13 protein-coding genes are annotated in these 16,395 nt (G+C 48.6%); 3 read left to right on the forward strand and 10 right to left on the reverse strand.

What is annotated here, in order from left to right:
• Nucleotides 1-145: 145 nt before the first annotated feature.
• From PUW25_RS17825 to PUW25_RS17855, 7 genes are all read right to left on the reverse strand, one after another.
• The gene (locus PUW25_RS17825) at nt 146-1,363 is read right to left on the reverse strand and encodes an MFS transporter (protein WP_047911234.1); all 1,218 of its coding nucleotides are present in this window, start codon (nt 1,361-1,363) and stop codon (nt 146-148) included.
• 229 nt (nt 1,364-1,592) lie between these two features.
• A complete protein-coding gene (locus PUW25_RS17830; RefSeq protein ID WP_047910976.1) occupies nt 1,593-2,525 on the reverse strand; it encodes a hypothetical protein in 933 nt (310 codons plus the stop codon).
• 8 nt (nt 2,526-2,533) lie between these two features.
• Nucleotides 2,534-3,898 carry a nucleotide sugar dehydrogenase gene (locus tag PUW25_RS17835; protein WP_047910975.1) on the reverse strand — a complete coding sequence of 455 codons (1,365 nt, stop codon included), beginning with the start codon at nt 3,896-3,898 and terminating at the stop codon, nt 2,534-2,536.
• 57 nt (nt 3,899-3,955) lie between these two features.
• Nucleotides 3,956-4,777, reverse strand: a complete 822-nt coding sequence (locus PUW25_RS17840) for a response regulator (RefSeq protein ID WP_274338425.1) — start codon at nt 4,775-4,777, stop codon at nt 3,956-3,958.
• A 37-nt stretch (nt 4,778-4,814) separates the two neighbouring features.
• Nucleotides 4,815-6,200, reverse strand: coding sequence for a glycosyltransferase family 2 protein (locus tag PUW25_RS17845; RefSeq protein WP_047911233.1), 1,386 nt, complete (start codon nt 6,198-6,200; stop codon nt 4,815-4,817).
• Between the two features lie 31 nt (nt 6,201-6,231).
• Complete coding sequence (locus PUW25_RS17850) at nt 6,232-7,428, reverse strand: HEAT repeat domain-containing protein (protein ID WP_047910973.1); 1,197 nt, start codon at nt 7,426-7,428, stop codon at nt 6,232-6,234.
• 16 nt (nt 7,429-7,444) lie between these two features.
• Nucleotides 7,445-9,667, reverse strand: a complete 2,223-nt coding sequence (locus PUW25_RS17855; RefSeq protein WP_047910972.1) for a hypothetical protein — start codon at nt 9,665-9,667, stop codon at nt 7,445-7,447.
• A 917-nt stretch (nt 9,668-10,584) separates the two neighbouring features.
• On the opposite strand from PUW25_RS17855, the gene PUW25_RS17860 reads away from it, so the two are divergent.
• The 3 genes from PUW25_RS17860 (at nt 10,585) to PUW25_RS17870 (ending at nt 12,970) form a co-directional block, all read left to right on the forward strand.
• A complete protein-coding gene (locus tag PUW25_RS17860) occupies nt 10,585-11,826 on the forward strand; it encodes a DNA polymerase IV (protein WP_152557678.1) in 1,242 nt (413 codons plus the stop codon).
• A complete protein-coding gene (locus tag PUW25_RS17865) occupies nt 11,823-12,164 on the forward strand; it encodes a YolD-like family protein (RefSeq protein ID WP_047910971.1) in 342 nt (113 codons plus the stop codon). The genes PUW25_RS17860 and PUW25_RS17865 overlap by 4 nt, the downstream gene beginning before the upstream one ends.
• Nucleotides 12,165-12,295: 131 nt before the next feature.
• On the forward strand, nt 12,296-12,970 hold the full coding sequence (locus tag PUW25_RS17870; RefSeq protein WP_047910970.1) for an SOS response-associated peptidase: 675 nt from the start codon (nt 12,296-12,298) through the stop codon (nt 12,968-12,970).
• A 101-nt stretch (nt 12,971-13,071) separates the two neighbouring features.
• Here the strand turns inward: PUW25_RS17870 and PUW25_RS17875 are convergent, their stop codons facing one another.
• The 3 genes from PUW25_RS17875 to PUW25_RS17885 all read right to left on the reverse strand — a co-directional run bounded on the left by PUW25_RS17875 (nt 13,072) and on the right by PUW25_RS17885 (nt 16,371).
• Nucleotides 13,072-13,359: a stage VI sporulation protein F gene (locus tag PUW25_RS17875; RefSeq protein ID WP_047910969.1), complete on the reverse strand. Its 288-nt coding sequence runs from the start codon at nt 13,357-13,359 to the stop codon at nt 13,072-13,074.
• An 85-nt stretch (nt 13,360-13,444) separates the two neighbouring features.
• On the reverse strand, nt 13,445-15,490 hold the full coding sequence (gene recG, locus PUW25_RS17880; protein ID WP_047910968.1) for an ATP-dependent DNA helicase RecG: 2,046 nt from the start codon (nt 15,488-15,490) through the stop codon (nt 13,445-13,447).
• Nucleotides 15,491-15,507: 17 nt separating this feature from the next.
• The gene (locus PUW25_RS17885) at nt 15,508-16,371 is read right to left on the reverse strand and encodes a DegV family protein (protein WP_274338426.1); all 864 of its coding nucleotides are present in this window, start codon (nt 16,369-16,371) and stop codon (nt 15,508-15,510) included.
• Nucleotides 16,372-16,395 lie beyond the last annotated feature (24 nt).

Below are 16,395 nucleotides of genomic sequence, written 5' to 3' on the forward strand. Positions count from 1 at the left end.
AGATCAGATATCCTCCAGTTTCATTCATGTTAGTCTGTATCATCAAGGACGACTGACTTCATTACTTGAAAAGGCGGAACACAAACGTTCACCTACGAACTACACTATATCACAGGTTACAAATTTGTCATATCTGACAATGGTCCTAATCTTCGAGCTCAAGCCCTTTAGTCTCTCGGCCAAGGATAAGAACCGCCGCTGCTCCTATTAGCACGGTAACGAAAAACAATACGAAGATGGATTCCACAGCGACCCCTTTTTGCACCAATAGTCCTACGAGCAGCGGTGCAAGGATCCCCCCGACCCGACCGATTGAGGCTGAAAGACCGACACCTGTAGAACGCGCCTTAAGGGGATACAGCTCCGGTGTATAGGCGTACATTCCTCCCCAGGCTCCAAGGTTAAAGAATGATAATGACATCCCTGCCAGAATCAGGCTGACTTCTGTTTCCGCATTACCGAACCACAGCGCACTTATCGCAGTCATTACCAAATATACAACGAGAACAAACTTGCGGCCGAACCTCTCGATGAAGTACGCTGCTGTGAAATATCCCGGAAGCTGGGCCAATGTCATAATCAGCACATACTGAAAGCTCTTGACCAGCTCAAAGCCCTTGATCTGCATAATGCTTGGCAGCCACAGGAACATCCCATAGTAAGAGAACACCACTGTAAACCATAGAATCCATAGCATCAGCGTCGTCTTGCGATGCTCAGTGGACCACACCGATGCAAATTTCTCGCGAAACGGAACTTTACGCAGCTCCTGCTTGTTCTCAAGCCGAGGTGAATCCTCGATGGCTCTTCGCAAGTAGAGTGCATATAGGGCAGGCAGCGCCCCGATCAGAAAAGCCACTTGCCATCCGTATTCGGGAATAACGAAAAAGGAGATCAGCGCAGATAGAATCCATCCCGCTGCCCAGAAGCTCTCCAGCAGCACAACGGCTCGTCCCCGCTCTTTGGCCGGTACAGACTCCGATACGAGCGTAGAGGCTACAGGAAGCTCTCCACCAAGTCCGACCCCGGCAATGAACCGGATAATGCATAGAAACACGTAACCTGTAGCCAGTGCCGAAATTCCGCTTGCTACAGAGAAAATAAGCAGTGTCCACATGAGGACCGCCTTACGTCCATACTTATCTGCCATCGTTCCTGCCAGCAATGCACCTACCGCCATGCCGATGGAGGTGGAGCTCGATACGAGTCCAACTTCACCCGGCGTAAGCAGCCACTCTTTGGCCAGTGCCGCAACGATAAAGGACATCATGCCGACTTCCATTGCATCGAACATCCAGCTGAGCCCTGCGCTGAACAGCAGCTTGCGCTGCTTCGGATTACGCAATACTTCTAAATTACTCATTGTAAGGTTCTGCTCCCTATCTATGTATTTGAATGAATCAACATCCACTTGAACTAAAGATCTTGCTTCGCCGGTCTTAGGATAGATTCTTCCCATCCTTCTCCAGTTTATATCTTCAGTTCATGCTAAATAACCCATCAAACTATTTATAATGGATTCTGCCAAACTGTCAACCTTTATTTAATATAAAAAGGAGAACAGTCAGCCTCATAGCTACTGTTCTCCTTGGCTACTCGTTTTTTTGTGCAAAGGTTAAATCCCCTGTTACCTTTTGGTACCATGCCTCATAATGATGGATCGCAAGTCCTGCGAAGGAACGATGGGTCGTGCCCAGCTTGCCGGCAATTTCGATCTCCGATTCCATGTTCGTTACCGGCTTACGGAAAAAGGTTAAATGCTCGCCTTCGTCGGTATGGCCGAGCTCTGCGCCGATCCACACCTTCTTATCCAGCTCGTCCGCCTCCGCAAGCTCCTCCTTGGACAGCTCATACATCTGCTCTCCGCTGTCCCTGTAAGCCATAATGGCGATGGCATCGAACCGGTCAATCACCCAGCGGCTGAACGTGCCGCTGCCATCAGGAGCTTCCCTGGAGTCAAGCCAGAACGGTACAGCAGCACTCATGTATAACCCGGCTTCTGCACCTTCCCGGCTCCATTCCTCCATGTTCTCGCTCCATTCGGCAATGACGGCTGCTTCCTCCCGTTCCCATCTTCTCAGCTGGTAGGGCTCAACATCGAATTGAACACCGTCGAACTTCTCTTCAGGGGCTGCATTCCCATTGTAGGTCTTCACCCATTCAATCCATGCCGTTCCTTCACTTCGCTTCTCCGCATAAGCCCAGTCTGCATGTCCGTTCAGCGCATGAACCGTAATATCAGCAGCATGCGCTGAACGGTTGAATGACCGATAAGCCTCATCACTTACTTCTTGCTGCGTCTGGAGGAAGACCGTGTCCACCTCCTGTTCTTTCAGGAATTGCACGATCTCCTCCGTATGCTGCTCAATAAGTGAGGCATCCCAGAGCCAGGTTGCTTTTTTCTCATCCATGACCGGTGACTTCAGCATGAAATACAGAATGAGTAAAACTACAACGATGACAATCATGAGGCTCCATTTTACCCATGCAGGATATGCATTCCATGCTTTTCCTCCTCTAATCATGGATGGTTTTATGCGAGTACCGCTTCTTCCTGCTGTGTCACCGGATGTTGTACGGAATGGCCAATTTTATAAATGTGAGGCAGCGGATAATCCTTGAACGCATTACGAGTATCCAGTACCGGCACGCCAAGGGATGCAATAACGTCATATTCCAGATTCTTATGGTTCGTAATCAGCACGATGCAGTCGTATGATTTGAACTTCTCCGGATCGTATTTCACGCTGTATACGGTAGAACCATGCTTGTCACGGAATGTGTCTGCATACGGATCGTAGTACTCAACATTCGCTCCTGCTTCCTTGAACAGCTCGTACACTTCAAGTCCAGGTGATTCGCGTAGATCGGCAATATTCGGCTTATAAGCCATACCGAGCAGCAAGATATTTGATTTGCGGACCGACTTGGCATACTCGTTCAAGATCGTCGCTGTCTTGTTCGTTACATAGTAAGGCATATTATCATTTGTATTTTGAGCAAGCTCAATGAATTGACTATAGAATCGGAAGCCCTTCGCTTTCCAGGACAGGTACATCGGATCAAGCGGAATGCAGTGGCCACCGATTCCAGGACCCGGGTAGAATGGCATAAATCCAAACGGCTTCGTTGCAGCCGCATCAATGACTTCCCAAATGTCGATGCCCATGCGGTCACACATCATCGCCATCTCGTTTACAAAAGCAATGTTTACACTGCGGAATGTATTTTCCAGCAGCTTGGACATTTCAGCTACCTTCGGATTGGAGACAGGAACTACGGTCTGTACATATTTGCTGTACAGGGCAACACCCAGCTTCAGACATTCCTCCGTTGTGCCGCCGATCACCTTAGGTGTGTTGAATGTCGTAAACCTTCCGTTGGACGGGTCGACGCGTTCCGGCGAGAAGCACAGGAAGTAGTCCTCACCTACTTTATGACCAATTGCCTCAAGCTCCTGCTCAATCAGCTCTTCGGTTGTACCTGGATAAGTTGTGCTCTCTAGTGTAATCAGCATGCCCTTCTTCATATGCTGCTTAATATTATCTACAACAGTCTCGATATAAGATGTATCCGGATCCTGATTCTCGCTAAGCGGCGTTGGGACACAAATGCTCAGTGCATCGATAACGCGAAGCATGCTGTAGTCTGTTGTTGGTTGAAAGCGTCCGCTTTGCATTACGGTCTTCAGATCCTCGGAAGTAATGTCATGGATGTAGGAATCCCCTTGATAAATTCGTTCCACTTTGGATGGGTCCAAATCAATACCGATAACGGTAAAACCCTGTTTTACCATTTCTACGGCCAGCGGCAGCCCAACATAACCTAATCCTACTACACCAAGCACCGCTTTCTTGTTCTCAATCGCATTCATTAAAGTATGGAATTGCTCTGTCACAGTACTTCACCCTCCAGATGGAATTTATAATCTATATGTTGAATCTGAGTTGCCTAATTAAGAAACTGCATTACTTTGGAAGCAGCGGCGAATGCGCGCATCCAGCTCAACCGGAGAGTACGGCTTGGTAACATAGTCGTCTACTCCTTTTTCGAAGCACTTGCTGATCGTGTCTTCAACCCGCTGATCTGTCAGCACGATGACCTTAGGCTGTATCTGCAGCTCGAGGCTCTGAATCTGATGGATAAACGACAGTCCGCTTACGCCGTACAAATTAAGCTCGGTCAAGATCAAATCCGGGTTAATCTTCTTAGCCAGTTCTATAGCGGAGAGACCGTCGACCGCTTCAAAGGTTTCATAGCCTTGCATAGACAGTCGTATTCTCAAAAACTCGCGTGTCGTCTCGTCATAATCAACGATCAGAATTTTCCCCGGTGCTGTCATCGTCTCATTCTTGGTATACAGCTGAATGTCAGTGCTTTGACTAAGCTTCGCTGACTCTGCCATATTTTTGAGCATATGCCTGCTTGGGCTGCCCATCTCAGGGAAGCCGGCCATCGTCAGCCGCGGATCCGCCTCACCGAGACGCTCCAAGAGCTCCTGCTTGATGAGCAGTGCCTGGTAATGCGTAGCGTTCAGTGTCAAGCCAGGAAGAAACACAGCGATTGTGCTCGTCTTGCTGTCCTTCCATAGCTGAAATTCTGTTTCGCAAGTACGCTCTAGAGCTTCATTCACTTCAGCCTCCGGCTGCTGCTCCATATTCTTGCAATGTACAAACACGACACCACTGGGCCTGCTCCCCATTCCTTTTAGCTGCTCCTCTAGAATGTCGTACACATTCACCGTCATTTGACGCTCAAGCGTGACCGTATTTGCCAAAGTTATTCCTCCCTTTCATCTGTTAATACTGAGATATTCACGCGGCCTCTTCCACTTTCGGCTCTTCCCAGCTCTGTCTTGTCATCGCGCCCCAGGAGTTGTTGTTCTGCATATATTGGATATGCCCTTGTACTCTCCACAGCACGCCAAGCTGGTGATATCCTACGAATTTCAAGGCCGAGAAGGTTAACATTTTTACAAGATCAGCTGGCTTCGGATAACGGCGGAAAGCAATCTCCTCTAGGATCAGCGCAGCTACACTGAGAAGATATCCGCTAAGGAAGTTCAGCAGCCCGAAGATAACAAGTACAGGCCAAGCTGTCATATCCAAGGCTACATAACCCGCTAGAGCAAGCAGCCCCGTAATACGGAAATAAGGATTCAACGCTTCAAAAAATATGTTATAAGGCATCGTCAGCAGACCCATGGTCTTATACTTTGGTCTAAACATCATATTGCCGTTCTCAATCATATTTTTTAAGTTACCGCGGCCCCAGCGCTTGCGCTGGTTGGAAATGATCTTGTACGTGTCAGGTGCTTGAGTCCAGCATACCGCTTCAGGGCAAAAAGCAACCCGATATTTAATCTTGTTCTCCAGCATGTAACGATGCAGCTTAATAATAATGTTCATGTCTTCCCCAGGATAACCCCCCCGGTATCCGCCGACAGCGATAACCGCCTCTTTGCTGAATAAACCGAAGGCTCCCGATACGATAATGAGTCCGTTTAACTGACTCCAGCCAATCCGTCCTCCAAGAAAAGCTTTTAAATACTCAATCGATTGAAACATCGGCCACATCTTCCTAGGCAGTGACACTTCCTTGACTGCACCGTTCTCGATCTTGCAGCCGTTCGCGATTCTTACATCGCCGCCGATGGCCACAGTCTCTTCCGGATTCTCCAGGTACATGCGGGCCATGCGAATCAGTGCATCCTTCTCCAGCAGGGAATCTGCATCAATGGAAGAAATCAGCGGATAATGCGAGAAGTTAATTCCGGCGTTAAGTGAATCCGCTTTGCCTCCGTTCTCTTTATCAATCAGGTACAGGAACGGATATTCCGGATTGTGATATACCCCGCGGATCGGCTCGACGTTAATGGTGCCGCGGAAGCTTGGATTTTTAATTTCTGTAAGACCAAACTCTTTGACAAGCACCTGAACGGTTCTGTCGCTAGATCCATCGTTGATGACGATAACTTCATAAGTAGGATAATTTAAGGTCATCAAGCATTTTACATTCTCGATAATGGTCAGCTCTTCATTGTAAGCCGGCACCAGCAGCGATACCGGAGGCACCACGTCTGATCCTGCAAGGCTCTTAAAGCTTGAAAACTCGGACCTGCGCCGGATGGACCATATATCCTTGTATGAGAAACAAAGAATACCAAAATACAAGACAGTAACAAACACGACGTAATATATAATGATTGTGCCGTAACCCAGCAAAATATCTCTAAGCAGTGAAATCTCCTCCAATCACGCCGGACATCCGGTTTGCATTTGCTTGCGGCGCGGTGCCGAAGTAACGATTGTAGATCAGCCTTTTCTTGTTGAAGGTCATCATCTTCTCGATCTCTTCATGCTCATTCGCCGCTTCTATGGCACGTTCTGCATATTCCAGTGCCGTATCCTTGGCGACTCCAGTTCCCTTCAAGGCTGTCTCGCACAGCGCCTCGAAGCCTTCCTCACCAAGCTGCATCAGGCTGTTCGCACTGTTATGTCTAACGAGCCAGTCCTCATCTCCAAGTGCATTTTTGAGGAGAGGAATGCTGCCGGCTTGATGGCCTGCCCCTAACGTCTTGGCCATTTCGGCTCTGACTTCTGCCACAGGATCTCCCATCCACTCTACGATATTCCGTTCCTTAAGCACGGGATTCGTACTGAGGTACAGCTTAACCGCTTCAGAACGGATATGCAGATCCTTGGAGCCAAACAGCTGTGTTACTGCCGGCATCACTTCCGGAATAGCATGTCCAGACATTGCGACAATACCAACTTTGACGAAATCCGGATCGTCAGATTCCAGTAATTCATATAACAGCTTGCTTGATTCAAGACTTGTCTCCATCAGAATATCTGCGGCCATGCGATGTATAGGCTTGCCTTTACTGAGCAGATAACCCAGCATTTCCTTCAGCTGCGCCGGACGCTCTGCACATCTTGCTGCCGCCCGGGCGTAGATAATAGCGTAGTTGACTTTCTTCTCTTCTTTTAACAGCTCTAGAATCGGCTCTGCCGCTTCGGTGCTTCGCATACCGCCCAGCCGGTAAGCAGCCTGTATAGCCGTACCTGTCCAAGAGCTGTTCAGCAGCTTCAATTGCTCATCTACGAAGCCGGTCTCCCGCGTAAGATCACGCAGCTTGTCTGCATGCTCTCCCTTCAGCTGGTCGATCCATGCAATACACTTGTCCATAATGACTTCCCTCTCAAGCTTGGTAAGCTTGCCAATCGGAAGCCGGATGGGTTCGCTGCCTGTCAGATTAGCTTGAACGTATACGAAGTAATCCTGATGCTTCTTTGCGTACAGTTCTTTTTTTCTAAGCTTTGAATTGTGTGAATTTTTTAACGCGAATAAAATGATGATACCTGCCACGATCAGTCCTGCGCACAGGTACAAGAACGCGTACGCTAGGGCTATGTTTGAAAACATGAGTATGTGTCCTCCTTTATCGTTCCTGCTCCGTAATATCCATGAATGCCTTCTGCATCGAGTAGTAGCTCTCTTTGAGGCGCTCACTGTACTGGACAGCTTCCCACGAATTCCATGTGTATGGAGTCATCGTCGTCAGATCAAGACTCTCCTCTGAGCCTCCCGGCCAGGATACTGCCCCTGTCTCTCTCTCTGTAAGCCAAGGGATAAATCTTATTCCTTCTGTAGTAACGGTCTTGAAGGCACGCTCCTCGCCTACCGGACTGTAATCAATCACCTGATGCGAGCTCGGATCACCAAACCCAAGCAGCATCCACGGAATGCGCAGTTCAATTTCTCGGCCTTCATACTGCCACAATGTAAGTGAATCAAAGTCCTCGGACGCAGGGTCCGAGCTTCCTCTATTCAGTTTACCTATCACTTCATCCATGTAAGGATGAGCAAATTTGGTATCCGGCGGTGACATCATCAGACTGATGGCTAGTTTCCATGGCACAAAGGAAGGCGTGTCCGCCGGCTGTTCCTCAAGCATCCAATATCCTTCAGGCCCGTACATCCGCTGATTGAAATCATAGCTTTTCGCGATGTTAACCGCTGATTCCTCATCCTTGCCGACAGTAATGACCGTTTCTAGATCTCCGCCTTCCATCTTTTTGCCAGGCAGCTCCTCAGCAGGCTGATTACCTCCTGCTAATGTGTCTGTTCCAATGCTGAGCTTTGTCTTATCCGGATCAAAAGCCTCATCCAGCGTAATTCCGATATATACGTAAGCTTCATCATGAGTCATCTTCATGCTTTCGATGCCCTCAACCTTTCCCTGCCACTGCTTGACCTCTCCTTCGGCAAGTGAGCTCCAATCGTCGAGGCTTCCATCCATAAATAACTGATTCTGCTTCCCGGCTTCCATTGCGAGCACGCCAAACATCTTCTCGTTTGTCAGCACGTTCAGCCAGAACGATCTTCGATCTGCAGGAATCTCAAGCGGCATCGTATTCCACGTTTTCTTAAACCATTCATCCTGCCACATGAAGAGGATCGCTCCTGCATATCCTTCGTCATATATGTCCTTGGTGAGGGATACATTGATCTCGCCCTGCTCCTGCTCATTGTGTCCTCCCTGATCCTTTCCGCCTAATCCATAGTGGGATATTCCCAAGGAAGCCGGAACACCGTATTCTGTAATCATTACAGGCATATCGGTATACTCGGATTTAAGCTTTTGCAAGTAGGCTTTGTAGGTGTTGTACTCCCCATTGTCATCCTTAATGGTCTGAAGTGTTTCATCGGTACGGAAGAAATCAGGGTAGTACGGGTACACATGGTATGCTGCAAAATATCCACCCTGCCAATCCAGCGGCTCAATGTGTCTGGCATCCACACTAACCAGATCCTCTTCGAACAGCGGCTCACCTGGATGAGAAAGCACGTCGGTTGTCACCCAGTTCGTAAAGGTCATCGGATGCTCCCAGCCATATTGCTGTTCTTCGCTCGCTACATGATCAAGCAGCTCCGCAAGCCAGTTCTCAAACGGCGTTGCATCCTCTGTACCGGCAAAATAATTCCCGACATAACGAGGATGATCCTTATACTGCTTATTGGTGTTATCCACCATATGCGGGTCCCACTCGGTGCCTAAATGCCATGCCATCAAATATTGTCCAACATTGGCCGTATACTTTCCGCTCGACTCTCCTTGTACTGGAGGGATATCGGCATCACCGTATACTGCTGCAACGGCCTTCTCAATCTCTGACTTGAACTTCTCCTGAATGCCTTCCGCAAATGCATCCTGCTGCTCGATAAGCTGTTCCTCAGGTGACCAAATGCCTTGGATGAAATATAGCGGATGCTCTTTCCCCCTGTTGTATTCAACAAGTGCGGAATAAAATACAGGCTGATGAACGGTATACACACGAATGACGTTTGCACCCATTTCCTCAATCTGTTCGAACCACTTTAAGTAGTCCTCTTTGTCCAGCGGAAATTCCCCCGGATAGTACCCCGGCTTGGTAGAGCCCAGATTAACTCCCTTGACGAACATCTCCTCCCACACGCCCTCTTGGGTGTACTGCAGGAAACGATCGCCCTCCGTCCGGAATTTCATGCTCGTCCCATCTTCAGCAGCATAGGTGAGCTGAGCTGGTTTAAGCAGAAAATAGCCAAGCCCTCCTCCCCCGCCGATTAGCAGGACGCCTGCCAAAATCCATAGGGCAAGACGTTTTCTTTTTCGTTTGCTCATGGCTTTTGTTTCGCTCCATCTCTCTAAAATGTTGATTTCTCCGTATCAAAACATGAATCTCATGCTGATCGTTCAACTGCCTTAAAATTTTTTGCTTACTTTTTAAGATAAGCGCTCGAATGCGTTTCTCTTAAATCCAGCCCGTGACACCTGCACGGTTCATAAATAACTATATCGTCATGGTTTCACTTTTGTAACTAGGCTAATGGAAGGAAAGATGGAGATGGATACTATTGCCCATTTTGCTTGCTGTCTGCCTAAGACCTTGCCTTTTCCTCCTTGTACTTCCCTCTCTACCTGCACCCCAGCCTATGTCCCAGCCTATTTATGAGCCCTGCCCCTTTGCTGTCCGCAGTGAAGAATCCTCTGAACGCCTGTGGTTACTACGCCGATCGGCTCCATCTCACTACTGCAAAAGAGTGATTTCAGGAATCGGTTTGCGCTGTCCTCCTATAGTTTAACGCATATCCCTACCCAAAGTTACTTATGTTTTTACATTTTTACCCATAGTTATTACAAAATTGATACAATAGTCCGATAACAAAATAGCGAAAAAGCTTGATATAACAGCATTTTCGATTTTTTTCGTTTTTAGCAAAAAAGGACGTGAGTCCTGTATAGGCCTGGGTCGTATTTAATATTAATTTACATTCCCATTTTTGTATGCCTTTTCATAACTCAAAGGTCTCAAATAACTGACATGTTATGTAAAAATCCAAGTCTATTTTCCTAATTCGCTGTTCTTTTTGACAAACTTTTGAACTTTCATACGTTTTCAAAAAAATTCCGGTTGCTGTATGTATATTTCTCCGTTATCCTATTAAAATAAGAACATGTGTTCCGTTTAATCTCAACTCTGCTATAACCGTGACGTTCCTTGGTTCAATTTAATCCCAAATGGAGAGGAGGCCTGCGTTATGGAACGAATGAAACGCGTTATTATGCTGGCAGACTGCCAATCCTTTTATGCGAGCGTGGAGAAATCGGCCCATCCCGAGTATGCAAACCGGCCGCTTGTCGTAGCAGGTGACCCTGCCCGGCGTTCCGGCATTATACTGGCTGCCTGCCCTATTGCGAAGTCCTACGGAATTACAACGGCAGAACGCCTGTCCGATGCGCTTGCGAAATGTCCGGATGTTGTGGTGGTTCGGCCCCGGATGTCAGAATATATTCGTGTCTCTCTCCATATTACGGATATTCTCCAGTCCTATACCGATCTCGTTGAGCCCTATAGTATTGATGAGCAGTTCCTTGATGTTACCGGCAGCCTCGGCTTGTTCGGCAGTCCTGAGGACATTGCTCTCCGTATTCAGCAGCAGATCATGCAGGAAACCGGCGTATATGTACGACTAGGCATCAGCGATACTAAGGTTGTGAGCAAGATGGCCTGTGATCTTTTTGCCAAAAAAAATAAAAACGGCATCTATGTTCTTCCCAAAGAACAAATTGCAGATACGCTGTGGCCGATGCCCATTCGGGACATGTTTATGGTCGGCTCTCGGATGTCACGCCATTTTTACAAGATGGGGATTCATACGATCGGCGATTTAGCCCGAACCCCGCTGCCGAGACTCCGTGACCGCTGGGGAGTTAACGGAGAGGTGCTGTGGCGCATTGCAAACGGCGTGGATCAATCGCCCGTCATGCCCAGCACCTTCCACCAGCAGCAAAAAGGTATCGGACATCAAATGACGCTGCCAAGAGACTATACGACCTGGTCAGAAATTCAGGTTGTGCTGCTCGAACTATGTGAGCTTGTAGCCAGACGTTCCCGGGAGAAAAGTCTCATGGGAAGTGTTGTATCTGTAGGCTGCCGGGGCATCGATTTTGATAAACCGACCGGCTTCTCCCGCCAGATGAAGATTGAAGAGCCTACTCACATTACCGATGAGGTCTATGAAGCAGCCAAGACGCTCTTCCTGCGTCACTGGGATGGTGAGCCTGTACGGCGGATCGGCGTATCACTAACCGACCTTGTACCTGATACAGAATATCAGCTGACATGGTTTGATGAGCGTGAACAGAAGCGGGAGCTGGAGAAGGCAACTGATGAGATTAAACGAAGATTTGGAGACACCGCTATTATGCGTGCTTCCTCTCTGCAAAAGGCCGGGCAGGCACATGATCGTTCTCGTAAAATTGGAGGTCATTACCGATGAGTAAAAAGTTAGAACGCAATGGATTGTTTGAATCCTCACGTATGATGCTTCCTGAGCACCGGGAGGCCTATGTTACGCATCAGCAAAGACTCGCACCCAAGGCTCGCCCTCAGCTGGATTCTCAAGCAGCTGAAGAAATGTCGCGTTTGCTTGCTGAGTCTCTTATGCTGTATACAGAGATAACCCTTGTCCTGTTTGACGAGTGGGAAGATATACTGATGAGCGGCATCGTGGTCAAATTCGATCAGGCTTCACGCTCAATCCGCCTTCAGGATGAAGAAGGTACGCTTCATGACATTCGAATGCGGCATATTATCGAAGTTCGCTCTGGCCGTTAAATGCGTTATACTTTATTCGTAATCCCTTAGTCAGGATGCCTAGTCAGTGGATACCTAAGACCCTTTGACCAGGAGATAGGGACGATGGATAGACAGCGCTGGCTGCTTGAAAATAGAGGAGGGCTTCATGAATGTGCGGACGATTTACGCTTGGAATATCACTTGAAGAATTGATGCTCCGCTATATGCTGGAGGAGATTCCGGATTATATTGATTACAGGCCTCATTATAATATTGCGCCGACACAGCAAATTATGGCTGTCATTCATGATGGATCACAGCGACGTGCCGGAACACTGAGATGGGGACTCGTTCCTCATTGGGCCAAGGACCTCAGCATAGGGAGCCGAATGATTAATGCGCGCAGTGAAACCGTGCTGGATAAGCCTGCATTTCGGGAATCGTTTCTTCGCAAGCGATGCCTTATTCCCGCCGATGGCTTTTACGAGTGGCTGAAAGAGGAGGATGGAACCAAAACACCTTATCGCATCATCCCCCGGACGGGCTTGTTCAGCTTTGCCGGGCTGTATGATACATGGATGGATCCTGAAGGGCAGCGTGTCAGCACCTGTACGATTCTGACCACAAGCCCAAATACGCTTATGAGCCGTATACATGATCGGATGCCGGTCATTCTCTCTCCTGGCAAGGAGCAGCTGTGGCTGGATCGCACCGTGCAGCAGCCAGAAGAGCTCCTTCCGCTTCTGCGTCCTTATCCGGAGGAAGAGATGGAGGCTTATCCCGTATCACGTGCCGTGAATCGGGTCGCGAATGACAGTGTTGAATTAACACATCCTTTGGCGTAGGACCAGCACTATAGAACCAGGTAATTAATAATAAAAATCGTTCGTTTCGTTATACTCTCAATAAGCAAGGGACCTCGCAGACATCGCGAGGTCCCTTACTTTTAACGAAACATTCCCCACAGCTTGATGAGATGCAGGGTATTGTTCGGATCAATTTTTTGATCAATTACGAATTTAACGAGCTTATCTTCATCTGCGGAAGTAAATTTTTCATTCAGAATGGCTGCAGATGATTTGACCAACCGTCTGACTTTCGCACTATTTTGCAAATCGGCCTTGGTCACGCCGTCAATCAGCACTTTAACTTTTTCCTTCATCACCGGGTTCTTCATTTTGGTCTTCACCCGTTCCACCAGCTGTGGACTAATCCCATATTTTTGATAGCTCAACAGAACATCGCACCTCCCCGCCTATATCGTAGTCCTCCACTACTATATGCCGGGGCAGCTCGTCCACTTGACCTTATTTTTTATGCTAATCCATTACTTCGCCCTGGAAGATCTGCTCCCGCTGTAAATAATCGCGCAGCGGTGCATAGGCTGGCGAAGTCCAGAACGCCTCATTACCAACAAGCGAGGTTGCATCATCTCTGGCCATTTCAAGCACTTCAAAATCACTGACCATATCTGCCAGCTTGAAATCGGGCAGCCCGCTTTGCTTCGTACCGAAAAAGTCACCCGGACCACGAAGATCCAGGTCACGTCTGGACACTTCAAAACCGTCCTCCGTCTCGGTCATGACCTTCATTCGTTCTTGGCCTACCTCCGATTTCGGATCGGCAATCAGAATACAATAGGAGGCATGGGCGCCCCGACCGACCCGCCCACGAAGCTGGTGCAGCTGGGATAAGCCGAAGCGCTCTGCATCCATAATGATCATCAATGTGGCATTCGGAACATCGACGCCAACTTCCACAACCGTCGTGGATACCAGCAGCTGTGTTTCATTTTCATAAAACAGCTTCATCGCTTCGTCTTTCTCGGATGGAGTCATCCGGCCGTGCAGAAGACCCACCCTGTATTGGGGAAGCGCCTGCTGCATAGCCACATGCAAATCTATGGCATTCTGAACATCCAGCTTGTCCGATTCCTCAATAAGCGGGCAGATCAGATATGCCTGGCGTCCCAGATCCAGCTCCCGGGTAATAAAGCCGATGACCCGATCCATCATGTCATGCTTGACCCAATACGTCGAGATCGGAATCCGGCCCTTCGGCCGCTCGGAAATGGTAGAGACATCAATATCCCCAAACGCCGTAATAGCCAGCGTTCGCGGAATCGGGGTTGCCGTCATGGTCAGCACATCCGGGTTATAGCCTTTACGTCTGAGAACACTTCGCTGATTGACACCAAACCGGTGCTGCTCATCTGTAACGACAAGTCCGATATTTCTGAAGTACACATCCTCCTGAATCAAGGCATGGGTGCCAACGACAACATCAATCATTCCCATTTGCAGTCCAGACAGAATTTCTTTTCGCTTCTTCCCTGGTGTACTACCTGTCAGCAGAGCAACCTCGATCCCAAATGGAGTGAACAGCTTCTCCAGGGAGCGCATATGCTGCTCTGCCAAAATTTCGGTCGGCACCATCAAGGCACCCTGGAATCCGGAACGAACAGCCGCATACAGTGCAATAGCAGCAATGACAGTTTTGCCTGAGCCCACATCCCCTTGAAGCAGCCGGTTCATACAGTGAGGGGAGCGCATGTCCTGCAAAATTTCAAGCTCTACCCTCTTCTGGGCATCTGTCAGCTCAAAAGGCAGGCTGCGCACAAACTCGCGGATCGTTGCATTGGAAGCGGTATGTACGACTCCGTCCGTTTTCCCACGATTGATGGCCCGAAAAGCCTGCATCTTTAACTGAAACAAAAAAAGCTCCTCAAACACCATGCGACGACGAGCTTCTTGTCCCAGCTGAGGATCACCTGGCTGATGAATCAGGGCAATCGCCTTTTTCCGGGGCATCAGCTTGTACTTCCTCAGCAGCTCCTCCGGAAGCAGTTCAGGCACGATCTCTCCATACTGAAGCAGCGCCTGGTTAATCGTCTTGCGCATCCAGTTCTGCGTAATCTTCCCCCCCACAGAATAGACAGGCTGAACGGAGCCCGAGCGCACGGCCCCCTTATCAGGGAATTCTGACTCCGATACCGTCATTTGCATCCGCTTTTGATCCCATTTGCCGGTAAGCGTAATCTCCCGGTTCGGCGTCAGCTGGTCCTTCAAGAAATGCCGGTTAAACCAAGTCGCCGTAAACATAAAATCCTCTGCCATCATTCTGCAGGTCAATCTTGATTTCTTACCATATCGTTGAAGTACAGGCACACCCATAATTTTGGCTTGAACCGTCACCCGGTCCCCGTCCTTCACCTCAGTCAGTGATTTGAGACGGTAATCCTCATAACGAAAAGGAAAATATTCAAGCAAATCCTTGATCGTATAAATGCCAAAGGCGTGAAGCTCTCCTTCCTTAAGAGCACTCACGCCGCTGACCTGCTTCACCGATGTTTCTTCTAACAACATAAAGCATCCCTCATATCTTAAGCCGGCCACACAAAGATCGCGATAGTCCCGAAACCGACATGACTTCCAATGACCGCGCCGATGTTCGGATACACCACCTCGTTCAGCTCAAACCGTGTCTTCATCAGCTCCACGAAGGTTTCTGCCGATGACGGATTGCCGGTATGACCGACAGCTATATTGATTCGTTTCCCGGCAAAATCACTCTCGAACATTTGGACGATGCGTTCCATTGCCTTCTTCTGCCCTCTTACCTTCTCAACGGCATAAATCACGCCTTCTTCATCAATAGAGAGGACTGGCTTAATGTTCAGCAGTGTACCAAGAATCGCAGAGGCTTTGCCAATACGTCCGCCTTTTTGCAAATATTCCAGTGTATCAACTAGAAAATAGAGCTTGCGTTCCTTATGAAGCGTAAGGACCGCTTCAGTTATCTCCGCCGCGTTCTTCCCTTCAGAGGCAAGCCGGGCAGCATGCACCACAAGCAGCCCGTATCCATAGCTGGCCGACTTCGAGTCAATGACGGTAATATCCGCGTCACTCTCGTCTTCAAGCATGGATTTGCCAAGCACAGCGGACTGGTACGTACCGCTCATTCCTGAAGATAAATGTATAGAAACGATCTGACAGCCCGGATGGGCCTCATTCAGTTCCTTGTATACATTCATAAATTCAATCGGAGATGGCTGGGAAGTCGTTGGCAGAGCCTTAACTTCCCCAAGCTTCTCATAGAACTTGGATGCACTCAGTTCAATTCCGTCGAGATAGGACTCCTGTTCACTAAACACGACACGCAGGGGTACGATCTTAATTCCGTACTGATCCACCACCTGATCTGGAATATCAGCAGTACTATCCGTCACAATAAATACTTTGCTCATGAAGCGCTGGCCTCCTTATCTAAT

The sequence above is a fragment of the Paenibacillus urinalis genome, from assembly GCF_028747985.1.
GTDB lineage: Bacteria > Bacillota > Bacilli > Paenibacillales > Paenibacillaceae > Paenibacillus > Paenibacillus urinalis.